Origin of the sequence: Leifsonia sp. LS1 (assembly GCF_020521355.1) — a bacterium.
GTDB lineage: Bacteria > Actinomycetota > Actinomycetes > Actinomycetales > Microbacteriaceae > Leifsonia.
Genome location: NZ_BPER01000002.1, coordinates 583,541 through 607,256, shown reverse-complemented (window position 1 = coordinate 607,256; position 23,716 = coordinate 583,541). Strand labels below are relative to the sequence as shown.

At 71.0% G+C, this 23,716-nt stretch carries 23 protein-coding genes; 11 read left to right on the top strand and 12 right to left on the bottom strand.

Annotated features, from left to right (window positions below; all coding sequences use genetic code 11):
* Positions 1-102 precede the first annotated feature (102 nt).
* Both LLS1_RS06215 and LLS1_RS06210 read left to right on the top strand, forming a co-directional pair.
* Positions 103-1,317 carry an inorganic phosphate transporter gene (locus tag LLS1_RS06215; RefSeq protein WP_223360400.1) on the top strand — a complete coding sequence of 405 codons (1,215 nt, stop codon included), beginning with the start codon at positions 103-105 and terminating at the stop codon, positions 1,315-1,317.
* Positions 1,314-1,652, top strand: coding sequence for a peptidase (locus LLS1_RS06210; RefSeq protein WP_226654024.1), 339 nt, complete (start codon positions 1,314-1,316; stop codon positions 1,650-1,652). Before LLS1_RS06215 ends, LLS1_RS06210 begins: the two co-directional genes overlap by 4 nt.
* A 76-nt stretch (positions 1,653-1,728) precedes the next feature.
* Here LLS1_RS06210 and LLS1_RS06205 read toward each other — a convergent pair whose 3' ends face one another.
* Positions 1,729-3,006 (bottom strand): uracil-xanthine permease family protein, encoded by a 1,278-nt coding sequence (locus tag LLS1_RS06205; protein WP_223360402.1) that lies wholly within the window; start codon positions 3,004-3,006, stop codon positions 1,729-1,731.
* A 124-nt stretch (positions 3,007-3,130) separates the two neighbouring features.
* Between LLS1_RS06205 and LLS1_RS06200 the strand changes: the two genes are divergently transcribed.
* The 5 genes from LLS1_RS06200 (at position 3,131) to LLS1_RS06180 (ending at position 8,823) form a co-directional block, all read left to right on the top strand.
* Entirely contained in the window at positions 3,131-4,588 is a 1,458-nt protein-coding gene (locus LLS1_RS06200) for an NCS2 family permease (RefSeq protein ID WP_374758248.1), read from the top strand.
* An 89-nt stretch (positions 4,589-4,677) separates the two neighbouring features.
* Positions 4,678-4,989, top strand: coding sequence for a hypothetical protein (locus LLS1_RS06195; protein WP_226654023.1), 312 nt, complete (start codon positions 4,678-4,680; stop codon positions 4,987-4,989).
* Positions 4,990-5,024: 35 nt separating this feature from the next.
* On the top strand, positions 5,025-5,705 hold the full coding sequence (gene trmB / locus LLS1_RS06190; RefSeq protein WP_226654022.1) for a tRNA (guanosine(46)-N7)-methyltransferase TrmB: 681 nt from the start codon (positions 5,025-5,027) through the stop codon (positions 5,703-5,705).
* Between the two features lie 9 nt (positions 5,706-5,714).
* Positions 5,715-7,115, top strand: a complete 1,401-nt coding sequence (locus tag LLS1_RS06185; RefSeq protein ID WP_226654021.1) for an aldehyde dehydrogenase family protein — start codon at positions 5,715-5,717, stop codon at positions 7,113-7,115.
* 169 nt (positions 7,116-7,284) lie between these two features.
* A complete protein-coding gene (locus tag LLS1_RS06180; protein WP_226654051.1) occupies positions 7,285-8,823 on the top strand; it encodes an aspartate ammonia-lyase in 1,539 nt (512 codons plus the stop codon).
* A gap of 33 nt (positions 8,824-8,856) precedes the next feature.
* Here the strand turns inward: LLS1_RS06180 and LLS1_RS06175 are convergent, their stop codons facing one another.
* The 4 genes from LLS1_RS06175 to LLS1_RS06160 all read right to left on the bottom strand — a co-directional run bounded on the left by LLS1_RS06175 (position 8,857) and on the right by LLS1_RS06160 (position 13,098).
* Positions 8,857-9,768: an alpha/beta fold hydrolase gene (locus tag LLS1_RS06175; RefSeq protein ID WP_223360406.1), complete on the bottom strand. Its 912-nt coding sequence runs from the start codon at positions 9,766-9,768 to the stop codon at positions 8,857-8,859.
* A 44-nt stretch (positions 9,769-9,812) separates the two neighbouring features.
* Entirely contained in the window at positions 9,813-10,688 is an 876-nt protein-coding gene (locus LLS1_RS06170; RefSeq protein WP_223360407.1) for a fumarylacetoacetate hydrolase family protein, read from the bottom strand.
* A gap of 96 nt (positions 10,689-10,784) precedes the next feature.
* A complete protein-coding gene (locus LLS1_RS06165; RefSeq protein ID WP_226654020.1) occupies positions 10,785-11,549 on the bottom strand; it encodes a glycosyltransferase family 2 protein in 765 nt (254 codons plus the stop codon).
* A gap of 52 nt (positions 11,550-11,601) precedes the next feature.
* The gene (locus LLS1_RS06160; RefSeq protein WP_226654019.1) at positions 11,602-13,098 is read right to left on the bottom strand and encodes an AlkA N-terminal domain-containing protein; all 1,497 of its coding nucleotides are present in this window, start codon (positions 13,096-13,098) and stop codon (positions 11,602-11,604) included.
* Between the two features lie 110 nt (positions 13,099-13,208).
* On the opposite strand from LLS1_RS06160, the gene LLS1_RS06155 reads away from it, so the two are divergent.
* On the top strand, positions 13,209-14,600 hold the full coding sequence (locus LLS1_RS06155; RefSeq protein WP_226654018.1) for an FAD-binding oxidoreductase: 1,392 nt from the start codon (positions 13,209-13,211) through the stop codon (positions 14,598-14,600).
* On the opposite strand, the gene LLS1_RS06150 is transcribed toward LLS1_RS06155, so the two are convergent.
* Positions 14,597-16,078: a carboxylesterase/lipase family protein gene (locus LLS1_RS06150; RefSeq protein ID WP_226654017.1), complete on the bottom strand. Its 1,482-nt coding sequence runs from the start codon at positions 16,076-16,078 to the stop codon at positions 14,597-14,599. The two genes, LLS1_RS06155 and LLS1_RS06150, sit on opposite strands and share 4 nt — an antisense overlap.
* Positions 16,079-16,346: 268 nt before the next feature.
* On the opposite strand from LLS1_RS06150, the gene LLS1_RS06145 reads away from it, so the two are divergent.
* The gene (locus LLS1_RS06145; RefSeq protein ID WP_223360412.1) at positions 16,347-16,721 is read left to right on the top strand and encodes an FKBP-type peptidyl-prolyl cis-trans isomerase; all 375 of its coding nucleotides are present in this window, start codon (positions 16,347-16,349) and stop codon (positions 16,719-16,721) included.
* 64 nt (positions 16,722-16,785) lie between these two features.
* Here the strand turns inward: LLS1_RS06145 and LLS1_RS06140 are convergent, their stop codons facing one another.
* On the bottom strand, positions 16,786-17,826 hold the full coding sequence (locus LLS1_RS06140) for an NAD(P)-dependent alcohol dehydrogenase (RefSeq protein WP_226654016.1): 1,041 nt from the start codon (positions 17,824-17,826) through the stop codon (positions 16,786-16,788).
* A 177-nt stretch (positions 17,827-18,003) separates the two neighbouring features.
* Between LLS1_RS06140 and rpsO the strand changes: the two genes are divergently transcribed.
* Positions 18,004-18,273, top strand: a complete 270-nt coding sequence (gene rpsO, locus LLS1_RS06135) for a 30S ribosomal protein S15 (protein WP_226654015.1) — start codon at positions 18,004-18,006, stop codon at positions 18,271-18,273.
* An 80-nt stretch (positions 18,274-18,353) separates the two neighbouring features.
* On the opposite strand, the gene LLS1_RS06130 is transcribed toward rpsO, so the two are convergent.
* Positions 18,354-18,530: a multidrug transporter gene (locus LLS1_RS06130; RefSeq protein ID WP_226654014.1), complete on the bottom strand. Its 177-nt coding sequence runs from the start codon at positions 18,528-18,530 to the stop codon at positions 18,354-18,356.
* 78 nt (positions 18,531-18,608) lie between these two features.
* Positions 18,609-19,805, bottom strand: coding sequence for a low temperature requirement protein A (locus LLS1_RS06125; protein WP_226654013.1), 1,197 nt, complete (start codon positions 19,803-19,805; stop codon positions 18,609-18,611).
* Between the two features lie 18 nt (positions 19,806-19,823).
* Here LLS1_RS06125 and LLS1_RS06120 point away from each other — a divergent pair, with 18 nt between their 5' ends.
* Entirely contained in the window at positions 19,824-20,261 is a 438-nt protein-coding gene (locus LLS1_RS06120; protein WP_226654012.1) for a VanZ family protein, read from the top strand.
* 76 nt (positions 20,262-20,337) lie between these two features.
* Here LLS1_RS06120 and LLS1_RS06115 read toward each other — a convergent pair whose 3' ends face one another.
* The 3 genes from LLS1_RS06115 to LLS1_RS06105 all read right to left on the bottom strand — a co-directional run bounded on the left by LLS1_RS06115 (position 20,338) and on the right by LLS1_RS06105 (position 23,700).
* A complete protein-coding gene (locus tag LLS1_RS06115) occupies positions 20,338-20,673 on the bottom strand; it encodes a DUF779 domain-containing protein (RefSeq protein ID WP_223360923.1) in 336 nt (111 codons plus the stop codon).
* A gap of 59 nt (positions 20,674-20,732) precedes the next feature.
* On the bottom strand, positions 20,733-22,316 hold the full coding sequence (locus tag LLS1_RS06110) for an aldehyde dehydrogenase family protein (protein ID WP_226654011.1): 1,584 nt from the start codon (positions 22,314-22,316) through the stop codon (positions 20,733-20,735).
* Between the two features lie 169 nt (positions 22,317-22,485).
* On the bottom strand, positions 22,486-23,700 hold the full coding sequence (locus tag LLS1_RS06105) for a helix-turn-helix domain-containing protein (protein ID WP_226654010.1): 1,215 nt from the start codon (positions 23,698-23,700) through the stop codon (positions 22,486-22,488).
* Positions 23,701-23,716: the final 16 nt, after the last annotated feature.

Genomic DNA, 23,716 nt, shown 5'->3' with positions numbered 1-23,716 from the left:
GTATCTACACGGTCGCTTGATGGCGCGCCAGGTCACTTGCATGACATCCCGGTGAACGGTTGGATCGGGGTGGACCGCATCCCCCACACGAGAAAGTATCCGGTGGACCTCACCCTCATCATCGTGCTGGTCATCGCGCTGGCCTTGTTCTTCGACTTCACGAACGGTTTCCACGACACCGCGAACGCGATGGCGACCCCCATCGCGACCGGCGCCATGAAGCCGAAGGTGGCCGTCGCCCTGGCCGCCGTCCTCAACCTGATCGGCGCGTTCCTGTCCACGGAGGTGGCGAAGACCATCTCCGGCGGCATCATCCGGGAGGGCTCCGGCGGGGTGCAGATCACACCGGAGCTGATCTTCGCCGGCCTCGTCGGCGCGATCGTCTGGAACATGGTCACCTGGCTGTTCGGGCTGCCCTCGTCGTCCAGCCACGCGCTGTTCGGCGGTCTGATCGGCGCCGCCATCGTCGGGGCGGGTATCGGGGCGGTGGACTTCGTCGTCGTGCTCGACAAGGTCATCCTCCCCGCCCTCATCGCGCCGGTCACCGCCGGTGTCGTGGCGTACTCGGCCACGAAGCTCGCCTACTGGATCACGCGACGCTATGACGGCCGTCCCGACGGGCGCGGAGGGTTCCGGTACGGCCAGATCTTCTCCTCGTCGCTCGTCGCACTCGCGCACGGCACCAACGATGCCCAGAAGACGATGGGCGTCATCACGCTCACCCTCATCGCCGCCGGACTCCAGACGGCGGGAACCGGCCCCGAGCTGTGGGTGGTCGTCTCCTGCGCCCTCGCCATCGCGATCGGCACGTACTCGGGCGGCTGGCGCATCATCCGCACCCTCGGTCGCGGCCTCACCGAGGTCAAGCCCGCACAGGGCTTCGCGGCCGAGACGAGCACCGCAGCGACGATCCTCGCCTCCAGCCACCTCGGCTTCGCCCTCTCGACCACGCAGGTCGCTTCCGGTTCGGTCATCGGGTCGGGCCTCGGCCGTCGCGGTTCGTCGGTGCGCTGGGGGACGGCAGGGCGCATCGCGATCGGCTGGCTGCTCACCCTTCCCGCGGCGGCCATCGTCGGCGCCGTCGCCGCGCTGATCGCGGGACTCGGCCCCGTGGGCATCCTCGTCGACACCGTGCTCGGCGTGGTCGTCGTCGCCCTCATCTTCTGGCTGTCGCGGCGCAACCAGGTGCACAGCGCCAACGCGGTCGAGCCCGCCCCCGTGCAGGGTCAGAGCGAGGTCGCCGCCTCGGGCCGCGCCGTCAAGATCAAGAAGGTCAAGCCGCTCAAGAAGGAGCGCGCTCGCAAGGAGTCCGCATGAACGGCATCGACTGGGTCGCCTTCCTCATCGTCTTCGCGGCCGCCATCGTGGGGGCGTGCGTCGTCGTGAGCCTCTACGCACTCGGCACGCGCCTGCTCGCCGTCGCCGGGCGCGCGCTCTTCGTCGAGCCGGTGGAGTTCACGGACGCGATCACGGTGATCACGCCGGAGGAGGCCGCGAAGGCCCAGCGCAAGGCCGCCAAGGCCCGCAAGAAGAACCCGCTGACGGACGGCCAGAAACGATTGGCCCTCACCGGCGCCTACGCCTGTTTCGTGCTCACCGGCTGCGCCGTCCTCTACGGCCTCTACCTCATCATCCCGTTCTTCCACGCCTGAGGTGCCGCGAGGTTCACGTCCTTGCGCTCAAATCGCGGATCTAGCGGCAACGACGTGAACTTCGGCGGCGGTCGGGTCAGTCGGTTCCGCGGAGGCGGGCGACGGTGCGCATGAGGTGGTACACGACGATCGCCGCGATGGTGCCGAGGGCGATGCCGTTGAAGGTGAGCTGACCGAGATTGAGCGTGAAGTCGGCGATGCCGACGACCAGCGCGGTCGCCGCGGTGAACTGGTTGACGGGCTTGGAGAAGTCGACCTTGTTGTCGAGCCAGATCTTGACGCCGATGATTCCGATCAGGCCGTACAGGGCCGTCGTCACGCCGCCCAGCACACCGGCCGGGATGGTGTTGATGACCGCGCCGACCTTGGGGGAGAGGCCGAGGAGCACTGCGACGATGCCGGCCACCCAGTACGCGGCCGTCGAGTAGACCTTGGTCGCCGCCATGACGCCGATGTTCTCGCCGTACGTCGTCGTGCCGGAGCCGCCGAAGAATCCGGCGACGGTGGTCGCGAGGCCGTCCGCGAAGAGGGCGCGGCCGGTGAGCTTGTTGACGGACGGGTCGGTCAGCTGTGCGACGCCGCGGATGTGCCCCACGTTCTCGGCGACGAGCACGAGCACGACCGGCAGGAACGCCGGCAGGATGCCGAAGGTCGCCCCCGGATTCTCGAAGGGGTTGGCAGGCAGGGCGAAGGTCGGGAGCCCGATCCAGTCCGCCTTGGCGACCGCCGAGAAGTCGACCTCTCCCATGACGACGGCGAACACGTAGCCGACGGCGACGCCGACGAAGATCGACAGCCTCCCGAGCAGGCCCTTGAAGAGCACCGTGCAGAGGATGACTGCGAGCAGGGTGACGAGGGCCGTCCACGGCGCCTGGACGAAGTTGTTCTTGGCCGCGGGAGCCAGGTTGAAGCCGATCAGCGCCACGATCGCACCGGCCACGACGGGCGGCATGAGCGCGTCGATCCAGCCCGTGCCGGTGAGGATGACGATGCCGCCGACGAGAGCGAGCAGGATGCCGACCGCGACGATGCCGAAGAGCGCGCTGCCCATCCCGTTGCTCGCCGTCGCCGCCGTGATCGGCGCGATGAAGGCGAACGACGAGCCCAGGTAGCTCGGGAGGCGGTTGCCGGTGATGAGCAGGAACAGGATGGTGCCGACACCGGAGAAGAGCAGTGTCGTGCTGGGCGGGAAGTGCGTGAGCACCGGGACCAGGAAGGTCGCGCCGAACATGGCGACGACGTGCTGGGCGCCGAGCCCGATGGTGCGGGGCCAGCTGAGACGCTCGCCGGGGAGCACGATCTCGTGGGCGCCGACGTTCTTTCCGTCGCCGTGCAGGGTCCAGGGCAGGGCCATTCAGGGTGTCCTTCGCTCGTGGAAATGGGAATTAGGCTTGAGTGCGGCGCGTCGCGCCCGCGAATCCGCTCCGAATGTTCAGAGCACGTTCATCGACACATCCGCTTTCGAGATAGTACGGGAGATCACCATTTCCGAATCGACCACCGCACCAGCGCCGACCGGCACGGGGCGCCTCGACCGGTTCTTCGAGATCACCAAGCGCGGCACCACCTGGGCGACCGAGGTGCGCGGAGGTGTGCTCACGTTCGTGACGATGGCGTACATCGTCATCCTCAACCCGCTCATCCTCGGCGGGACCCCGGACGTCTCCGGCCACTCGCTGCAGGGCGCGCAGGTCGCGGCCGTCACCGCGCTGAGCGCCGGAGTCATGACCGTGCTGTTCGGTCTCGTGGCGCGCCTGCCGTTCGCGTTCGCCGCAGGCCTCGGCATCAACTCCTTCCTCGCGGTGAACGTGGTGCAGGTGCTGACGTGGCAGGAGGCGATGGGCCTCGTCGTCATCAACGGTCTGATCATCGTGCTGCTCTCGGCGACCGGCCTGCGCAAGCTGATCTTCAACGCGGTCCCCGCACAGCTCAAGACGGCGATCACGGTCGGCATCGGCCTCTTCATCGCCTTCATCGGCTTCGTCGACAGCGGCTTCGTCCGCAGCACGAACATGTCGTCGCCGCCCGTGCAGCTCGGCGAGGCGGGATCGATCGCGACCGTCCCGACCCTGATCTTCCTGCTCGCCCTGGTCATCATGGGCGTGCTCATGGCGCGCAAGGTGAAGGGCGCCCTGCTCATCGGCATCGTCGCGGCCACCGTCGTCGCGATCATCGTCGAGGCGATCTGGCCGGTCGGACCGTCGCTGGGCGGCAAGAACGCGGGAGGCTGGAACCTCACCGTCCCGCAGCTCCCGAGCTCGCTGGTCTCGCTCCCGAACCTCGGCCTCGTCGGGCAGGTGGACGTGTTCGGCTCGTTCGGCCGGATCGGCGCACTGGCCGCGATCATGCTCGTCTTCACGCTCGTGTTCACGAACTTCTTCGACGCCATGGGCTCGATGACGGGGCTCGCGCGCAGCGCCGGCCTGGCGAAGGAGGACGGCACGTTCCCGCGCCTGCAGCCCGCGCTCATCGTGGAGGGCGTCGGCGCCGTGGTCGGCGGTGCGACCTCCTCGTCGTCCAACACGGTCTTCGTCGAGTCCGCGTCGGGAATCGGCGAGGGCGCCCGCACCGGGTTCGCGTCCGTCATCACCGGCGTGCTGTTCCTGCTGGCGATGTTCTTCACACCGCTGACCCAGGTGGTGCCGCTCGAGGTCGCCGCCGCCGCCCTCGTGATCGTCGGTGCGCTGATGGTCGTGCAGATCCGGCACATCGACTTCGGCGAGTTCTCGAGCGTGCTGCCGGTGTTCCTGACGATCATCGTCATGCCGCTGACCTACTCGATCGCGAACGGCATCGGGGTCGGCTTCATCAGCTGGGTGCTCGTGCGCTCGCTGTCGGGCAAGGCCCGCGAGATCAGCCCGCTGCTCTGGATCGTGGCCGCCGGCTTCCTGATCTACTTCGCGCGCGGTCCGATCGAGGCGTTCCTGCCGCACTGAACGCGGTGATCCGGCTCGGGGTAACCCCCGAGCCGGATCCGGGGGTTTCCCCGATGCCGCGGGCCCGAGCGCTCCGCTTGACTGGAGTCATGACCAGCACCACCACCAGCACCCCTCCCTCGACCGCCCCCGCCGCCGTCCCCGCTGCAGCCCGCACGCTCAGCGTGACGAGCTTCGTGCTCGGCCTCGCGTCGATCGTGTTCGGCTGGACGTTCGTCGCCCCGATCGCGGGCCTCGTCGTCGGCATCCTGGCCCTCGGCCGTGAACCGCTCGGCCGGACGTTCGCCATCTGGGGAATCGTCCTCAACGCGCTCATGCTCTTCGGCGTCCTCATCGGCCTCGTGCTGGCCCTCGCAGGCATCGGTCTGGGCCTGACGTTCCTGCCGTTCGCGTTCCTCTGACCGGCCGGGGTCGTCCCTCCTGAGAGAATGGAGGGATGGAACAGTCCCCCCTCGGCCCCCGCAGCTACGTCGTCCGCGGCCGCAAGACCGAAGCGCAGCAGCGCGCGATCGATGAGCTCTGGCCCGTCTACGGCGTCGAGTTCGACGGCTCTCCGCTCGACCTCGACACGCTGTTCGGCCGTGTCGCCGAGCGGACGGTCGAGATCGGCTTCGGCAACGGGGAGAACCTCCTGACGCTCGCGGAGCGGCATCCCGAGCGGGACTTCCTCGGTGTGGAGGTGCACGGGGCCGGCGTCGGGCGGGTCCTGGCGGGGGCGCGCGACCGCGAGCTCACCAACATCCGCATCGTGCGCCACGACGCCGTCGAGGTCTTCCACACCGGGCTCGCCGCGGGCGGCATCGCCGAAGTGCTGATCTTCTTCCCCGACCCCTGGCCGAAGGCGCGGCACCACCGGCGCCGCCTGGTGCAGCCCGAGTTCGCGAAGCTGATCGTGCGTGCCCTCGCCTCCGACGGCGTCCTGCGGCTCGCGACCGACTGGGAGCCGTACGCCGAGCACATGGTGGAGGTGCTCGACGCCGAGCCCGCCCTCGTCAACGTGGCGGGCGCAGCGCACTACATCCCGCGGCCGGAGGACCGCCCCGTCACGAAGTTCGAGCGACGCGGCGAGAGGCTGGGCCACGCGATCTTCGACCTGGAGTACCGTCCCCGTCCGTAGGATGGGCGCATGACCACTGGGCTCACCGCCATCGGGCAGACCGTCGCCGCTCTGCGCACCGCCTTCGACAGCGGGGCGACGAAGCCCCTCGGCTGGAGGGTCGCACAGCTGCGTGCCCTGCGCCGACTGCTCACCGAACGGGCGCCGGAGCTCGAGGACGCCCTGCTGGCCGACCTCGCGAAGAACCCGACCGAGTCGCAGATCGCCGAGATCGGCTTCGTCGTGGGCGAGATCGACCACATGCTGCGCAACCTGCGCCGCTGGCTGCGCCCGAGGCGCGTGAGCGTGCCCGGCGCGCTCCTGCCCGCGAAGGCGTCGACGATGCTGGAACCGGTGGGGGTCGTGCTGATCATCGCGCCGTGGAACTACCCGGTGCAGCTCCTGCTCGCGCCGCTGGTCGGTGCGCTGGCGGCCGGGAACGCCGTGCTCCTGAAGCCGTCCGAGCTCGCGCCCGCCACGTCCGCGGCGATGGCTCGGCTGATCCCGCAGTACCTGGACACCCGGGCGGTCGCGGTCGTCGAGGGCGCCGTCGACGAGACCACCGAGCTGCTGACGCACCGGTGGGACCACATCTTCTTCACCGGCAACGGGCGCGTCGGCCGCATCGTCGCGACCGCGGCCGCCCAGCACCTGACGCCCGTCACCCTGGAGCTCGGCGGCAAGTCGCCGGTCTACGTGGACGATTCGGTCGACCTGGGCGCGGCCGCCCGCCGGATCGCGTGGGGCAAGTTCATGAACGCGGGCCAGACCTGCGTCGCGCCCGACTACGTGCTCGCGACCGCCTCGGTCTCGGCCCGGCTCGCGGACGCGCTCCGCGTCGCCGTGCACGAGCTCTACGGCGACGACCCCGCGCAGAGCCCCGACTACGGCAGGATCGTCGACGACCGGCAGTTCCGCCGCCTCGCCGGGCTGCTCGACGGCTCGGGGACGACGGCCCTGGGCGGTGCTCGGGAGGCGTCGAGCCGCTACCTCGCCCCGACCGTGCTCACCGATGTCCCGCGTGAGGCGGCGGTGATGCGCGAAGAGATCTTCGGTCCCATCCTGCCGATCGTCCCCGTCGCCGACCTCGACGACGCCATCCGGTTCATCCGGGCGGGGGACAAGCCGCTCGCGCTCTACGTGTTCACCGAGCGCGCCTCCGTCCGCCGTCGTCTCCTCACCGAGACGAGCTCCGGCGCGGTCGGCTTCGGCGTCCCGGCCGCGCACCTCGCGGTCGGCGGACTGCCGTTCGGCGGTGTGGGGGAGAGCGGCGTCGGCGCCTATCACGGCGAGCGGTCGCTCCGCGCTTTCAGCCACGAGAAGGCGGTGCTGAGCAAGTCCCTCGCGCCCGACACGATGAAGCTGATCTACCCGCCGTACACGGAGGGCAAGGACCGCTTCGCGCGGGGACTGCTGCGCAAGCTGGGCTGACCTGCGACGTCTCGGATTCGAGACGGATCGTCCACCGCGCGGGCAGGGGCGGGAGGTAGGTTGGATGCTGTCGGCGGCCACGAACGGCCGACACCCCGCGCCGGGAGACTCCGGCGAGCCAACCGCACAACGAGAGGCAACGGTGCTGACCGTGAACCCCACAGCCCAGATGGACGAATCCCCGACGAAACCGATCCCGGTGCTCCCGACCGCCGTGGTCGACGCGTCCGAGAATGTCTCGGACGTCCCCGATCCGAGCGCGTCCGGCGGACCGACCCGCACGGAGACCGACTCGCTCGGCAGCCGTGAGATCCCGGCGGACGCCTACTGGGGCGTCCACACCTCCCGTGCGCTCGAGAACTTCTCGATCGCCAAGCGTCCCATCTCGGTCTACCCCGACCTCATCGTCGCCCTGGCCAGCGTCAAGCAGGCCGCCGCGCGCGCCAACCTCGAGATCGGCGTGCTCGAGCCGCACAAGGCCGACCTGATCGACCGCGCCTGCCAGCTCATCATCGACGGCCGCTTCCACGACCAGTTCGTCGTCGGCGTCATGCAGGGCGGTGCGGGCACCTCCACCAACATGAACGCGAACGAAGTCATCGCCAACGTGGCGCTGGAGCTCGACGGCCGCCCGAAAGGCGACTACGCCGCGCTCAGCCCGATCGACGACGTCAACCGCAGCCAGAGCACCAACGACACCTACCCGACGGCCATCAAGATCGCGTTGACGTTCGCCCTCGACGATCTGCTGCGTGAGCTGGGCGAGCTGCGCGACTCCTTCTCGCGCAAGGGACGGGAGTTCCGCCACATCCTCAAGGTCGGCCGCACGCAGCTGCAGGACGCGGTCCCGATGACCCTCGGGCAGGAGTTCCACGGCTTCGCGACGACCCTCACCGAGGACCACGCACGCCTCACCGAGACCAAGTGGCTGCTGGCGGAGATCAACCTCGGCGCCACGGCGATCGGCACGGGCATCACGGCCGACCCCGGCTATGCGGCGGCGGCGGTGGCGCACCTCAACGCCATCACGGGTCTGAGCCTGGAGACCGCGCCCGACCTGATCGAGTCGACCAGCGATGCGGGTGCGTTCATGTCGTTCTCCGGTTCGCTCAAGCGCAGCGCCATCAAGCTCTCGAAGATCTGCAACGACCTGCGGCTGCTCTCGTCGGGCCCGCAGGCCGGTCTCGGTGAGATCAACCTCCCACCGCGGCAGGCCGGGTCGAGCATCATGCCCGGCAAGGTCAATCCGGTGATCCCGGAGGTCGTCAACCAGGTGGCGTTCTCGGTCGCCGGCGCCGACGTCACGGTGACCATGGCGGCGGAGGGCGGCCAGCTCCAGCTCAACGCCTTCGAGCCGGTGATCGCGCACTCGCTGCTGCAGAGCATCACCTGGATGACCCAGGCGTTCCACACGCTCCGGGTCAACTGCGTGGACGGTATCACCGCCAACGAGGAGCGCCTCGGCGCGATGGTCGGGTCGTCCGTCGGCGTGATCACGGCGCTCACGCCGCACATCGGCTACGCCGCTGCCGCCGCGCTCGCCAAGTCGGCGCTGCTCACCGGCCACAACGTCGCCGACCTGGTGGTGGACGCCAAGCTGATGAGCCGCGACGAGGTCACGCGGCTGCTGTCGCCGGCGCGTCTGAGCGGTCTGGAGGCGATCACGACGGCGATCCCGGTGATCGCACCGGAGGAGTCGGCGGAGTAGCGCTCCGGCGCTCGGCCGCGAGGCGGCGCGCCGTCAACCGCGCGCTTCGGCCTCGCGGAACAGCGCCAGCATGTCGCGCCCGAGCTGGTGCGGCGCCGTCTCGCACGGGCTGTGGCCGGTGCGGTAGACCGCGAGGTGCGCGCCGAGCGCGTCGGCGTTCTCGGCGTGGAGGCGAGTCGGCCACAGGTCGTGGTCGCCGGTGGCCACGAGCACGGGGATTCCGCTGGCGGCGACGCGGGCACGCACATCCGGCACACGCTTCATGAGGCCGACCATGTCGTCGACGCTGGACCGGCGGGTGAGGTCGAACCGCGAGCGGACGAAGGCGAGGCGACTCGGCGGCACCTTGTTCTTGTTGGTCACGATGCCCCAGATCATGAGCCCGGCGCCCTGGTGGCCGTTCAGCAGCCAGCTCAGCCAGCCGATCACGCGGACCCCTCGGAAGGCCTGCCCCGGCTCGGGCGGCGTGGTCAGCAGCGTGAGGGAGCGGAAGAGGCCGGGCTGGTCGACGAGCGCCAGCTGCGCCACGATCCCGGCGAAGGAGTAGCCGAGCACGTGTGCGGGGCCGCCGTCGCGCAGAAAAGCGACGAAGTCCGCGACCAGCAGCTCGTACGTGTAGTGGCCGCCCGGCGGAGGTCCTGCGTCGGCGGACTCGTACTGGCCGGCGAGGTCGTAGCTCTGCACGTAGTAGCCGGCGGCCGCGATGATCGGTGCGAGCAGGAAGAAGTCCTCCTTGGAGCCGGTCGCACCCGGGACCATCACGACGCGCGGATGCGCAGGGTCGCCGAGGGAGGCGACGGCGAGCCGGCCGCTCGGGGCGTCGAACCGGGAGAACACCGTGCCCACCGGCGCGACGGACCAGTCGATGTCGGGCAGGGCCGCGTCGAGCCGGGCGCACTCGTCGCCGCCGCCCGTGATTCCGGGGCGTCTCTCACCGATGGACATGCCCTCACGCTAGCCGACGGCGTGCGCGAATGCAGGCAATGCCGTCAGGTGACGCGGCAGTAGGTCGTCAGATAGCCGATGCCGCCGATCGAGACGGTGACGGTCGACTTGTCGCGCAGGAACACCGGGGGAGTGCGCGAGTAGCCGGCTCCGCCCGGGCTCCCGGTCGAGATCAGCGTGCCCGGCTGGATGGTCGCCGAGTGCGAGAGGAACTCGATGATCTGGGCGACCGAGCGCACCATGTCCGCGGTGGAGGCGTCCTGCAGGATCGTCCCGTCGACGTTCGTCGTGAGCCACAGGTCTTGCGGGTCGGCGATCTCGTCGGCGGTCACGACGACCGGGCCGTTCGGGGTGAAGCCGTCGAACGACTTGCAGCGCGACCACTGCGCCTCGGAGAACTGGAGGTCGCGGGCCGTGATGTCGTTGACCACCGTGTACCCGAAGACGTAGTCGAGCGCGTCGCGAGCGGAGACGTTGCGCGCCGGTCGCCCGATGATCACGCCCAGCTCTGCCTCGTAGTCCACCTGCGTAGTGAGGTCCTCCGGCCAGGACGTGGTGCCGCCGTGACCGGCGAGCGAGTTCGGCCAGAGCGAGAAGACGGTCGCGGCCTTCTCGCTGCGCAGCTTGAGCTCGGAGGCGTGGGCAGCGTAGTTGGCGCCGATGGCGATGACCTGTGGCGGACGCAGCACGGCGGAGGCGTGGCGCAGCTCATGGACCGGGCTGAGCGGCCGGCCGGTGGCGACCGCCGCATCGACGAGCGCGCGCACGTCGGCCAGCGCGCCCTCACCGCGTTCGATCAGATCCTGCAGGTCGCGTGGCGCGTCCGGCATGATCTCGTCGAGGAAGAGGGCGCCGTCGGCGACGACGGCGGCCAGACGCGGCGACGCATCGGGGGTGGCGCTGAGGTGCGAGAATCTCACACCTTCCAACCTAACGGGGACGCGGGGTCAGTGGTACTCGACAGTCCGTCGGTCGGCGACCGTACCGGTCGACGCGGTGTCGAAGGGTGGGGTGCGTCAGGCGACGGCGCCGGGAGCCTGTTCCGCGTGCTCCTCGCGCCAGCGCCGGCGCGCGGCCCGGCGGCGCCACGGCGACTCCTCCGGCAGGTGCAGCCAGAGCGTCCCGAACGCCCAGGAGAGCCGTCGTCCGAAGCCGCGCCACGTCGAGAAGGGCCGCGCCGAGATGCCGACGGTGAGCCGTTCGTCGTAGCGGACGATCACGCCGGGGTCGAGATGGAAGGCGAGGTCGAGATCGTCGTGCACCTCGCGCATCCCGCTGTGCACGGCGTCGCGCGCGCCGGCCCACACTTCCCGGCGCATGGCGAAGTTGGAGCCGAAGATCGGCGGATGGCCCAGCCAGATCTCCATCGACCAGAAGTAGCCGCCGATGTAGAGCACTTGCCCGAGCCCGGCGATCAGCGGGTTGCCGTCGTAGAAGACGCCCGGCCCCGTGAGCACTCCGATCTCGGGGGAGTCGACGAACTCGGCCTCGATGTGGAGGAGCCAGTCGACGGGTGGACGGGAGTCGGCGTCGATGCGCGCGATGATGTCGCCCGTGGCGGCGTCGTATCCCGTTGCCGCAGCAGGCCAGATGCCGCGGACCGGCTGCTCGATCACCCGTGCGCCGGCGGCGCGGGCGACCTCCGCCGTGTCGTCGGTGCTGCCGTTGTCGACGACGATGATCTCGTCGGCTGGACGGAGCTGTGCGGCGAGGTCCGCGAGGCTGGTGCGCAGCATCTCCGCGTCGTCAAGCGCGGGGATGACGACGGTGATCGAGAGCACTGCTCGCCTCACCCCTCCCCTGCGTACTACCGGTTGTAGTGCGATCCTACGCTCAGGCGGCCCGCCAGAGGTGCATTCCGGCGTAGCTGCGCCAGGGGGCCCAGCGCGCTCCGTGGGCGCCCAGCCCCCGGGGGTCGGAGGGGAGCCCGAGGTTCGCGGCGCCGTGGCGCAGGGCGAGGTCGCCGGTGAGGAGGATGTCGGGGCTGCCCAGGACACGGAGTGCGATGTAGCCGGCGGTCCAGGGGCCGATCCCGGGCATCGCGAGGAGGCGGGACTCGAGCTCGTCGCGCGATTCGCCGACGTCGACGCGGAGCGAGCCGTCCGCGAGGGCCGCAGCGACGCCGACGATCGATGCGACGCGGCGGGCGGGGCCGCGGAGGACATCGTGTCCGTGCTCGGCGATGGCGGCGGCGGTCGGGAAGAGGCGGGTGAAACCGTCGAGGTCGATGCGCTCGCCGAGCACCTCGGTGAGCCGCGAGAGCGCGGTGCGCGCGGCGGATACGGAGATCTGCTGGCCGATGAGCGCACGGAAGACGATCTCCTCGGCGTCGACCGCGCCGGGCACGCGACGCCCGGGGGCGTCGAGGACACTGGGCGCGAGTGCCGGGTCGGAGGCGAGGGCGGTGTCGATCGCAGCGGCGTCCGCGTCCAGGTCGAGAAGTCGGCGCACCCGGGAGACGAGCGGGGCCAGGTCGGCGACGTCGGCGAGGGTGGCGTCGCACTGCACGGCGGGGGCCTCGGCCGTGCCGGTGAGGCTCAGACGCACGACGGCGGGACCGTGCGGGAGCCGGAGGGCGCGGGCGTACGAGGTGTCGCCTCCCGCCTCCAGGCCGGCCACGGAGCGCGCGGAGAGGAAGGCGAGCAGCGCGCGGCCGTCGAACGGCGCGCGGGCGGGCAGGCGAAGGCTCAGAGTGGCGCCGCCGCCCTCTGACGGCGCGGCAGGAGTCGGGCGGCGGGCCGCTGCACGGATGCCTCCCGGGGTCGTCCGGTAGATCTCGGAGATCGTCTCGTTGAACTGACGCACGCTGGTGAAGCCGGCCGCGAAGGCGACGTCCGTGATCGGGAGGTCGGTGCCGGTCAGCAGCAGGCGCGCGGTCTGGGCACGATGCGCGCGGGCGAGGGCGAGCGGGCCGGCGCCGAGCTCGGCGGTGAGCACACGTCCGAGGTGACGAGGGGTGTAGCCGAGACGCTGGGCGAGACCGGGCACGCCCTCCCGCTCGACCGTGCCGTCCGAGATCAGGCGCATCGCGCGGGCGGCGAGGTCGTCGCGCATGTTCCACTCGGGCGAACCGGGGACGGCATCGGGCAGGCAGCGCTTGCACGCGCGGAGCCCTGCCTCGTGCGCGGCCGCCGCGGTGAGGTAGAAACTCACGTTCCCGGGCTTCGGGGTGACGGCCGGGCAGCTCGGGCGGCAGTAGATGCCGGTGGAGTGGACGCCGGTGATGAACTGCCCGTCGAACCGGGAGTCACGGGCGTTCATCGCGCGGTAGCGCTCGGCGAAGACGGGGTCGTCGAGCGGGTCGGGGCGGGGGCCGGTGGTGCGTGCCATTGCCTCAGCCTGACACGCTCCACCGACTTCGGATAGCGGAAATCGGACATGAGCGCGGTCGCCGCTCACCGGTCCCGGCCACAGCCGCGCGGCCTCGCTAGCCTGGGGGCATGGATGTTCTCGACTGGCTGGCGGCGGCCCTCGGCGACGAGGCGATCGCGGCGGGCGTGCTCACCACGGACCCGGCCCTCCTCGACGCGGTCCGCACCGACCGGTCGGGCTGGTGGGCCGACGGCTCCCCGCTCGCCCTGGTCAGCGCCACGACGATCGAGCACGTGCAAGCCACCCTTCGCGCGGCGAGCGAGTTCCGCGTGCCGGTCGTCCCGCGTGGCGCGGGAACGGGTCTGGCCGGCGGCGCCAACGGAACGCAGGGGGCCATCGTCCTCTCGGTCGCCGGCATGAACCGGATCCTCGAGGTGTCAGCGGAGGACCAGCTCGCCGTGGTCGAACCCGGCGTCGTGAACTCCGATCTCAATGACGCCCTGGAGCCTTCCGGGCTCTTCTTCGCCCCCGACCCCGCCAGCCGCGCGATCTCCACCGTCGGCGGCAACATCGCCACGAACGCGGGCGGCCTGCTCTGCGCCAAGTACGGCGTGACGCGGGAGGCCGTGCTCGCCCTCGATGTCGTCCTCTCCGACGGCCGTCTCATCCGCACCGGCCACCGCACGGTGAAGGGCGTGACCGGCTACGACCTCACGGCGCTCTTCGTCGGCTCGGAGGGGACGCTGGGCGTGATCGTCGGCGCGACGGTGCGACTCGTCCCGATCCCCGCCGGGGAGCCCACGACCCTGGGCGCGATCTTCTCGGACGTGCGCTCCGCCGCGGACGCTGCGGCCCGGGTCACCGCCGCCCGGCTGCGTCCGGCGATCATGGAGCTCGTCGACGGCCCGGCCCTCGAACGTATCTCGGCCCATCTCGGCGAGCAGACGCTTGCCGCGGCGTTCGGCACGACCGGGGGAGGCGCGTTCCTCCTGGTGCAGTTCGACGGCCCGTCGGCAGCCGCGGATGCCGCGACGGCGGGCGGGCTGATCTCCGCCGCGGGCGGGGCGGTGCGGGTCGCGGCCGATCCGGCGGAGGGGGAGCATCTGCTGGCGATCCGCCGCGCCTTCCACCCGGCCCTCGCCGCGAGCGGCGAGGTGCTCATCGAGGACGTCGCCGTCCCGCGCTCCCGGATGCCGGAGATGTTCGAGGCGATCGAGCGGATCTCGCAGCGCCACGGCATCCCCATCCCGACGGTCGCTCACGCCGGCGACGGCAACCTCCACCCGAACTTCGTCTACGCGGGGGAGGAGCCGCCGCCCGCGGTATGGGAGGCGGCGGGCGAGCTCTTCCGCACGGCGATCGAGCTCGGCGGCACCCTGACGGGCGAGCACGGTGTGGGCGTGCTCAAGCGGCGGTGGCTGGCCGACGAGCTGGGCCCGGACTCCTACGAGCTGCAGGTGAAGCTGAAGTCGGTCTTCGACCCGCTCGGCATCCTCAACCCGGGCAAGGTGTTCGGCTAGACCCGCTGCGCCAGCACCGGCTCCGCATCCGCGAAGGCGCCGGCTTCGTCGTGGGAGGGCGTGTCGAAGACGTGGGCCGTGCGCACGGCCGACGTGACAGGGGCCCAACCGGGTTCGCCAGTGCGGATGAAGGAGACCGCGGCGCCGTGCACGTCGTCGGCGAGCGACTGCGGCGGATTCGCGCCGGCGAGATCCTCCACCCGCTCGAGGTCGAGTCCGTCGAACCAGAACGGCACGTCGAGGCAGTGGGAGGCCGTGCCGTTCGCCCCGGAGCGCCAGGCGAACCGGTAGAGCCAGGTCGGTGCGTCCGCCTGCCCCCTGGCCAGGGCGACGGCCAGCGCCGGTGCGCGGAAGAGGGTGTCGGTCACGAACTGGCCCACGAGGTCGGCCGTGTCGGCGTCCGGGTGCGCGGCGCTGTACGCCCCGATCGTCGCCTCCGGGACGCCGAACGAGGACAGGAGGGCGGCGGCGGGAACCGTCGCCAGCTGCTCGCGGAACGGCGTCAGAGCGCCTGTGAACTCCTGGTCGGTGGCACCGAGCAGGAGTGACTTGTCCGCGCCGGCTCCGTCGCGGAGCGCGTCGACGACCGGCTGCGGGAGGAGGTCGCCGTCGATGACGGGGCTCCACGTCAGCCCGCCGGAGATCAGCTGTCCGATTCCGGCGAGCGGATCCCCGTCTGCGCCGTCGGGAGCTGTCGCACGCGCCTGCAGTCCGAGGATGGTCTGCTCGTCGAGGGTGGAGAGCCCGGCCCTCGTCGGCTCCACTCCGCCCAGTTCCGCGACGCGGCGTCCGAGCGTCTCGGCCTCGTCGACGGCCAGGCCGCCCGCCGCCCCTGAGATGCTGATCGCCCGGTGGAAGAGCCCGGCGGCCCGCGGGACGCCGAGCAGCGTCAGCACCGCGCCGCCGCCCGCGGACTGCCCGGCGATAGTTACGGCGTCCGGGTCTCCGCCGAAGCGGGCGACGTTGTCGCGCACCCACTCCAGGGCGAGCAGCCAGTCGAGGACGGCTCGGTTGGCCGGGGCGTCCTCGATCCAGCCGAAGCCGTCGAACCCGAGCCGGTAGGAGACGGAGACGGTGACGACGCCGTCCCGGTTGAACGCCCGGCCGTCGTACCAGGGGCTCGCGGGGGAGCCGGCGACGAACCCGCCCCCGTGGATGTACACGAGCACGGGCAGCTTCGCGGCGGTGTCGCCGGGCGCGGGGGTGAACACGTTCACGTTCAGTGTCGAGTCGCCGGGGATGCTCGGCTCCGGGATCGCGGTCACCTCGGCCAGTGCCACCCGCTGGGGCGTCGGTCCGTACGCCGAGGCGTCGCGCACTCCGTCCCACGGCGCATGCGGAACGGGCGCGGCGAAGCGGAGGTCGCCGACCGGGGCCTCCGCGAACGGGATGCCGAGAAAGGCGGCGGACCCGTGGCGCCAGACGCCGGCGACGCGGCCGGACGCGGTGGGGACGACGGGAGGGGTGGGGTTCGACACGGGCGGGCTCCTTCGATCGCTTCGGGGTCGAGGCCAGCCTGCCACAGAAAACCGAGCAATGGTTGGGAAGTTCGCCGGCGGGGGTGAACCCGTTAAAAGACTCGACGCCCGGTGGTGCGGCGATGCCTGCAACGCTCCCGGGACGTCGAGTTATACCTCTAGCGTGCTCCTCCTCGACGCGATCCGCAAGACCCTTCTGCGTCGGCTCCGGCTGCGCGCACAGCGAACGGCTTTGACGCGGTGCCCGCGCACGGGTTGGATGGTGCGCATGGCAGAGAACACCAACCAGAAGCCCGAAGTCGACGCGCCCGAGGGCCCGGCTCCGGCGACGCTCGAGATCGTCGACATCGTGGAGGGGGCCGGCGCCGAGGCGACGCCGGGCGCCAAGGTCGACGTGCACTACCTCGGCGTGGAGTACGAGACCGGCGAGGAGTTCGACTCCTCGTGGAGCCGCGGGCAGTCCATCAACTTCCCGCTCAACAACCTCATCAAGGGCTGGCAGGAGGGCATCCCCGGCATGAAGGTCGGCGGCCGTCGCAAGCTCACGGTGCCGCCGGCGCTCGCCTACGGCCCGGCCGGCGGCGGTCACCCGCTGTCGGGCAAGACCCTCATCTTCGTCATCGACCTGCTCGGCGTCAGCTGAGCCGACCGCACGACGCGACGCGCCCCCTCCGGCTGCCGGAGGGGGCGCGTCGTCGTCCGGGGCTCTAGCCGTTCGGGAGGATCACCGCGCGGCCGCGGATCCTCCCCTCGTGCAGTCGTTCGTATGCCTTCGGTGCCTCGTCGAGCGAGTAGGTCTCGATCTCGACCTCCACCTGGCCGGTGCGCGCCAGATCGAGCACCTCGATCAGCTCGGCCCGGGAGCCCCAGTACGGCGTGCGGACGGCGGCGTCGTAGGCGATGCGGCCGAAACCGACCGCGAGCGCGCCGCCGCCGATGCCGACGATGGTGACATCGCCCTCCGCCGCGACCATCCCGCCCGCGAGGTCGACGGTCGGCTGCACGCCCACGAAATCGAACACGGCGTCGGCGCCGCGCCCCCCGGTGAGATCGCGCACGGCCGCCACCGCGTCGGGGTTCGACAGCAGGGTGTGCTGTGCACCGACCGTCGTGGCCAGGTCGAGCTTCTCCTGGTTGACGTCGAGGGCGACCACCGTCGCCCCGCTGATCGCACGCAGGATCTGGATGCCCACGTGACCGAGTCCGCCGGTGCCGATGACCACGGCGGTCGTCCCGGCGCCGAGCTTCGGCAGTGAGTTCTTGATCGCGTGATAGGGGGTGAGCCCGGCGTCGGTGAGGGAGACGTTGCGCACGGGGTCGAGGCCGTCGAGCGGGACGAGGTGGCGCTCGCTGTCGACGATCATGTACTCGGCCATCGAGCCGGGAGCGCCCAGCCCCGGCGGGCGGATCTGCTCCGCCTCGGCGTTCAGGCAGTAGTTCTCCTTGCCCTGTGCGCACATCCGGCACCGGCCGCAGCCCCACGGTCCGTAGACCGCGACCGCGTCTCCGGCGCGCACGCCGGTGACTCCCGCGCCGACCGCCTCGACGATGCCGGCGCCCTCGTGGCCGAGGGTGAGCGGCAGGCCGTACACGTACTGCTCGGCCGGGAGGCTCATGATGAACTCGTCGGAGTGGCACACGCCGGCGGCGGTGACCTTCAGGAGGACCTGCCCGGGTCCGACCTCCGGATCGGGGACCTCGACGACCTCGGGGCGAGAGCCGATCTCGCGATACTGCAATGCCTTCATGCCTCGGACGCTACCCGGTGCCCGCGCGGCTCTCTAGGGCCGATCGGCCCTCCGCCGGCGTGGGTCCCTCACCGCCGTCTGGTAGACTCGTCAGGTTGCCGTCTAACGGCCGCGGAGAAAGAGAGCCCAGGCATCAGGCCCCGGGCACCGCGCAACGAGAGGAAGGGGATCCCGTCTATGGCACTGGATGCTGATATCAAGAAGGCGATCATCGAAGAGTACGCTACCCACCCCGGTGACACCGGATCCCCCGAGGTCCAGGTCGCGATCCTGACCAAGCGGATCAAGGACCTCACCGAGCACCTCAAGGAGCACAAGCACGACCACCACTCGCGTCGTGGCCTGCTCCTCCTGGTCGGTCAGCGCCGCCGCCTGCTGGGCTACCTGTCGGACATCGACATCAACCGCTACCGTTCGCTCATCGAGCGCCTCGGTCTGCGTCGCTAGTCCTCGCAGAGGCAGCTCTTCGCTGACACCGCGAACTTCTTACGGACGGGCCGTCACCTTCGGGTGGCGGCCCGTTCGTGTCATCGGTCACGCGGATCCGCGCCGGGCCTCACCGCGGCGTCGTCGCGGATGTCGATCCGTGTGCGGCCGTCTTCGCCCGGGCCGATCTCGACACGTGGCTCGGCGTCCTCCTCCGTCGCCTTCGGGGCGGTGGTCAACTGGTCGGTGCGGGCGTCGTCGTGGGGCTTCTCCGGCATGGTCCCTCCTCGTTCGATCCCACCGTCCCGCGACGAGCGCCGCGGGGCAACCCCTCGGCATCCTGTTCGGCTCCCTCGTCACTCGTCGCGCAGGGCCGTGGCCTTCCGGGCCGCGAACGCGCGGTCGACCAGCGTCGCCGCGACGAGTGCCGCCGCGACGAGCGCGATCCCGATCGTCACACCCACGAGCCCCAGCACCGGCGACGCGAGGGGGAGGAGCAGCACGAGCAGGATCGCCGCGGCGGTCTTGAGCGGGCGGATCACGACCTCGGACACCAGCGGTGCGTGCAGCACGTAGAGCATCAGCAGGAACACGGCGACCGGGACGGCGACGGCGTACTCCACCGCCGTGTCCGACCCGCCGTGGTGCTCGGCGCCGGCCTGCACCGCGACTTCGAGGCCCGCACCGAGCGCCGCCAGCGAGGCGAACACGACGTAGTGTCCGTAGCCCCAGAAGAACGACAGATTGCGGCGGTTCGCCAGCCCTTCTGCCGCGGGCTCGAGGAAGTACAGCCACCAGAGCGCGAACAGCAGCACCAGGCCGGCGGCGGCGATCCAGACGAGGGCGGCGGAGAACCCGTGCGCTGCCAGGGCGTTCTGCACACCGATCGCGCTGGCCGACACGGACTCGCCCAGCACGATGATGGTGAACAATCCGTAGCGCTCCGCGATGTGGTGGGGATGCCAGGACGTCATCCCCGGCCGCTCCGCCCACAGCGGCACCGACAGCTCGAGAGCCGCGCCGACGAGGAACAGCCACGGGCGGGCGTCGACGGGGAGGAAGCCGAAGGCGACCCAGAACACCTGCACCACGGCGATACCGGAGGCGTACCGGATCGCCGTCGACCGCCCGTCCGGATGCTCGACGGCCGCGCGGATCCACTGGCCGACGAGCGCCAGCCGCATGATCAGGTACCCGATGATGATCGCCGTGAAGTCGGAGCTCTCGAACGCCGCGGGGACGCCCGCCGCGAGCACGAGCACGCCGCCCATCTGCACCAGCGTCATCACCCGGTAGGGCACGTCGTCCGTGTCGTACGCCGAGGCGAACCAGGTGAAGTTCATCCACGCCCACCAGATGGCGAAGAACACCATGAAGTATGGGCCGAGTCGTGCGAGCGCCTCGCCCGCCTCCTCGGCGTGGGCGAGCTGGGAGGCGACCTGGGCGATGGCGACGACGAAGGTGAGGTCGAAAAGCAGCTCGAGCGGGCTGGAGACGCGATGCCGTTCGTCGGAGGAGCGACCGGACATCGGGATGCGGAACGCGATGCTCATGTGCGCAAGCATAGGAGGATGGCCCGCCGCGTCCTCACCCTCCTCGCCGCCGTGTACCTGCTCGCGGTCGCGTGGATCACGCTGAACCCCTTCCCGCCGGACCCCCACCGCAACGGGATGCTGACCTCGCTGCTCGCCCTGTTCGCGGAGACGCCCCTGCTGACCTGGGTCGACGACGACGTCGTCGAGTTCTCGGCGAACATCCTCCTGTTCGTGCCGATGGGCGCCCTGCTGACACTGCTGCTCGGCCGGGAGCGCTGGTGGCTGGCCCTCGCCCTGGGCGCGATGGCGACGCTGACGATCGAGTTCGTGCAGCTCTTCATCCCTGCACGTTTCAGCGACGCCCGCGACCTCCTGGCGAACACGCTCGGGACGCTCGTCGGCATCGCGATCGTCTTCGCGGTCACGGCCGCGGCGGCGGCCCGGGGGCGACGCGCCGCCGCGACCGGATCGTAGCGGGAGGGCGCCGCCGTCGCGCCGGGATGCGCGCGCCCTCCCGCGGTCCAGGTGGTCTCGCAGGTCCTCTCCGTCGTCAGACCAGCCCGAAAGCCGACAGCTCTGCGTCGGTGAGCATCCGGGAGCGGATGAGGAACCGTTTCCCTTCCGGAGCCTCCGCCGAGAAGCCACTGCCGCGGCCGTCGACCAGATCGATCGTGAGGTGGGTGTACTTCCAGTACGCGTACTGCGACGCCGACATGTAGACGCGCACCGGATCGATGCCGTCCACGTCGAGCGCGCCGAGCAGGACGTCCGCGGAGCCGACGCGGAACATCCCGACCGGGTAGCACATCGGCGAGGAGCCGTCGCAGCAGCCGCCCGACTGGTGGAACATGAGCGGGCCGTGCGTCTCCGCCAGCCGCCGCAGCATGTCTGCGGCGGCCGGGGTGACGTCCACCCGCGTCTCGGCAGCGTCGGACACCGCGACTCCTAGAAGAAGCCCATCGGGCCGTCGGCGTACGAGACGAGGAGGTTCTTCGTCTGCTGGTAGTGGTCGAGCATCATGCGGTGGTTCTCCCGACCGATGCCGGACTGCTTGTAGCCGCCGAACGCCGCGTGCGCCGGGTACTGGTGGTAGGTGTTCGACCAGACGCGTCCGGCCTCGATGGCGCGGCCTGCCCGGTACAGCTGGGAGCCGTTGCGGCTCCATACGCCCGCGCCGAGGCCGTAGAGCGTGTCGTTGGCCATCGCGATGGCGTCATCGAAGTCGGAGAAGCTGGTGAGCGCGAGCACCGGCCCGAAGATCTCCTCCTGGAAGATGCGCATCGAGTTCTGGCCCTCGAACACCGTGGGCTGCACGTAGTAGCCGCCCGCGAGGTCGCCGCCCAGATCGGCGCGCTCGCCGCCGGTCAGCAGTTTCGCCCCCTCCTTCTTGCCGATGTCCATGTACGACAAGATCTTCTCCAGCTGGTCGTTGGACGCCTGCGCGCCGATCATCGTCGAGACGTCGAGCGGGTTGCCCTGCGTGATGCGCTTGACCCGTTCGAGGCCGTCGGCGACGAATCCGTCGTAGATCGATCGCTGCACGAGGGCGCGCGACGGGCAGGTGCAGACCTCGCCCTGGTTGAGCGCGAAGAATGAGAAGCCCTCGAGCGCCTTGTCGTAGAACGAGTCGCGCTCGGCCGCGACGTCGTCGAAGAAGATGTTCGGGCTCTTGCCGCCGAGCTCGAGCGTGACCGGGATCAGGTTCTCGCTCGCATACTGCATGATGAGCCGGCCCGTGGTGGTCTCGCCGGTGAAGGCGACCTTGCGGACGCGCGGGTGCGACGCCAGCGGGGCGCCGGCCTCGAACCCGAATCCGTTGACGATGTTGAGCACGCCGTCCGGAAGGAGGTCGCGCACGAGATCGAGCCAGACATGGATGGACGCCGGAGTCTGCTCCGCCGGCTTCAGGACCACGCAGTTGCCCGCGGCGAGGGCCGGCGCGAGCTTCCAGGTCGCCATGAGGAGGGGGAAGTTCCACGGGATGATCTGCGCGACCACGCCGAGCGGCTCGTGGAAGTGGTACGCGACGGTGTCGTGGTCGATCTCGCTGATGCCGCCCTCCTGAGCGCGCAGGGCCCCGGCGAAGTAGCGGAAGTGGTCGATCGCCAGCGGGATGTCGGCGGCGAGCGTCTCGCGCACCGGCTTGCCGTTGTCCCAGGTCTCGGCGACCGCGAGCAGCTCGAGGTTGGCCTCCATGCGGTCGGCGATACGGGTGAGGAGCAGGGCGCGTTCGGCGACGGAGGTCTTGCCCCAGGCCGGGAAGGCAGCCCAGGCCGCGTCCACGGCGCGATCGACGTCGGCGGCGGTGCCGCGGGCGATCTCGGTGAAGGGGCGGCCGGTCACCGGGGTGACGTCCTCGAAGTACTGGCCGCTCGCCGGGGCGACGTACCGGCCGCCGATGTAGTGGTCGTACCGGGTGGCGTAGTTGACGACGGCGCCCTCCGTGCCGGGCTGGGCGTACACGCTCGGCGCCTCCGCCGCGGGTGCGGGCGCCTCCGGGGCGCCGGTCTGCTCGGGGGTCAAGGTCATGACAGTCTCCTTCGACTCGCGCGGCCCGCGCCGTCGCGTGCCGTCGGTCCTGACGCTACGCAGCCTCACGTTGCATCCCGTTGCGTGGACACGCGCCTGCACATTCGGACCGAATGTGCACTCTGAGTGCGCGAATCACGACATTTGGTCCAAATGCGAGGGGGCGCTCTCAGCGCTCGAGGGCGAGGAGCCGCGCGACGACCTGGGCGCGGCGCGGCGAGTGCGGCGGCAGCGCCTGCAGCGCAGCGCGCCAGATCTCGTCGTCGGCCGACCCGCGCTCGGTCTCGCCCCAGGCGATCAGCAGGTCGGCGGACCCCGACTCGAGCAGCGCCTCCCGCAGCCGGGCGACCACATCCTCCCGCAGCTCCTCGAGCCCCGGGGCGTCGGAGCCGGGGAGGGGGCCGCCGCCATACGCGGCGACCGCCGCCCGGTGCGCGCCGCGCCGTTGCAGGTCGACCACCCCGCCCAGATCCGTCTCCAGCGGAGCGGCGAGCCGGTACGGCCGCGCGAGCGGCCCGAGCTCGGGAGCGACGCCCGCGAGCGCTCGCCGCAGGCGCACCATCTCGGCACGCAGGGTCACGATGCTGCGCGGGTCGCCGTACACGAGCTCGGCGAGGCGCTCGGCCGAGAGCCCGTCCCGGTGCCAGGCCAGAAGGGTGAGCAGCTCGCTGTGCCGGCTGCTCAAGGTCCCCGAGCGTCCGCTCGTGCCCGTGAGCTCCCCGGTATCGCGGCCCAGCACCCGCAGCGACGGGATCGCCGGGCGCGGCCGTTCGCGCCGGCCGCGGCCTCCCGCGCTCGCCTCCCGCAGGCGGGCGATAAGCAGTTCGCGCTCCACCGCGGCCACCGTCGCCTCCAGCATCGGCAGGACGTGCGGCGCCGCGACCTGGTCGCCTCCGGTCACGTCCAGCACCCCGATGATCTCGCCCGTCTCGGGGTCGTGGACGGGCACGGCCGTGCAACTCCACGGCTTCACCTCGAATGAGAAGTGCTCCGACCCGCGGATCTGCACGCCGCCGCCGATGGCCAACGCCGTTCCCGGCGCCGAGGTGCCCACGTCGCCTTCGGCCCAGGCCGCCCCGGGGACGAACAGCATCCCCTCCGCCTGCTGGCGCAGCACGGGGTCGCCCTCCACCCAGAGCAGGCGCCCGCGCGCGTCGCCCACAGCGACCACCACGCGGCTGTCCGGCTCTGCGTCGCGCACCAGCAGCTGACGGATGACAGGGAGCGCCGCCGCGATGGGATGCGCACGACGCGCGTCCTCGAGCTCGGGGCCGTCGAGCACCAGCGGCGCGCTCACCCGCTCGGGGTCGAGGCGGGCCCGTTCGGCGCGCCGCCACGACGCGCCCACGAGCGGGCGCACACTGCGCGAGACTCCCTCGTCCATGCGCAGATCGTACGCC

What these genes read in the sequence shown, in the direction of transcription:
- LLS1_RS06105 (WP_226654010.1), bottom strand. Translation starts at nt 23,700, where the DNA reads ATGGACGAGGGAGTCTCGCGCAGTGTGCGCCCGCTCGTGGGCGCGTCG.
- rpsO (WP_226654015.1), top strand. Translation starts at nt 18,004, where the DNA reads ATGGCACTGGATGCTGATATCAAGAAGGCGATCATCGAAGAGTACGCT.
- LLS1_RS06205 (WP_223360402.1), bottom strand. Translation starts at nt 3,006, where the DNA reads ATGGCCCTGCCCTGGACCCTGCACGGCGACGGAAAGAACGTCGGCGCC.
- LLS1_RS06140 (WP_226654016.1), bottom strand. Translation starts at nt 17,826, where the DNA reads ATGAAGGCATTGCAGTATCGCGAGATCGGCTCTCGCCCCGAGGTCGTC.
- LLS1_RS06125 (WP_226654013.1), bottom strand. Translation starts at nt 19,805, where the DNA reads ATGAGCATCGCGTTCCGCATCCCGATGTCCGGTCGCTCCTCCGACGAA.
- LLS1_RS06175 (WP_223360406.1), bottom strand. Translation starts at nt 9,768, where the DNA reads ATGTCCATCGGTGAGAGACGCCCCGGAATCACGGGCGGCGGCGACGAG.
- LLS1_RS06145 (WP_223360412.1), top strand. Translation starts at nt 16,347, where the DNA reads ATGGCAGAGAACACCAACCAGAAGCCCGAAGTCGACGCGCCCGAGGGC.
- LLS1_RS06195 (WP_226654023.1), top strand. Translation starts at nt 4,678, where the DNA reads ATGACCAGCACCACCACCAGCACCCCTCCCTCGACCGCCCCCGCCGCC.
- LLS1_RS06210 (WP_226654024.1), top strand. Translation starts at nt 1,314, where the DNA reads ATGAACGGCATCGACTGGGTCGCCTTCCTCATCGTCTTCGCGGCCGCC.
- LLS1_RS06110 (WP_226654011.1), bottom strand. Translation starts at nt 22,316, where the DNA reads ATGACCTTGACCCCCGAGCAGACCGGCGCCCCGGAGGCGCCCGCACCC.
- LLS1_RS06185 (WP_226654021.1), top strand. Translation starts at nt 5,715, where the DNA reads ATGACCACTGGGCTCACCGCCATCGGGCAGACCGTCGCCGCTCTGCGC.
- LLS1_RS06180 (WP_226654051.1), top strand. Translation starts at nt 7,285, where the DNA reads ATGGACGAATCCCCGACGAAACCGATCCCGGTGCTCCCGACCGCCGTG.
- LLS1_RS06130 (WP_226654014.1), bottom strand. Translation starts at nt 18,530, where the DNA reads ATGCCGGAGAAGCCCCACGACGACGCCCGCACCGACCAGTTGACCACC.
- LLS1_RS06120 (WP_226654012.1), top strand. Translation starts at nt 19,824, where the DNA reads ATGGCCCGCCGCGTCCTCACCCTCCTCGCCGCCGTGTACCTGCTCGCG.
- LLS1_RS06155 (WP_226654018.1), top strand. Translation starts at nt 13,209, where the DNA reads ATGGATGTTCTCGACTGGCTGGCGGCGGCCCTCGGCGACGAGGCGATC.
- LLS1_RS06160 (WP_226654019.1), bottom strand. Translation starts at nt 13,098, where the DNA reads ATGGCACGCACCACCGGCCCCCGCCCCGACCCGCTCGACGACCCCGTC.
- trmB (WP_226654022.1), top strand. Translation starts at nt 5,025, where the DNA reads ATGGAACAGTCCCCCCTCGGCCCCCGCAGCTACGTCGTCCGCGGCCGC.
- LLS1_RS06115 (WP_223360923.1), bottom strand. Translation starts at nt 20,673, where the DNA reads ATGCTGCGGCGGCTGGCGGAGACGCACGGCCCGCTCATGTTCCACCAG.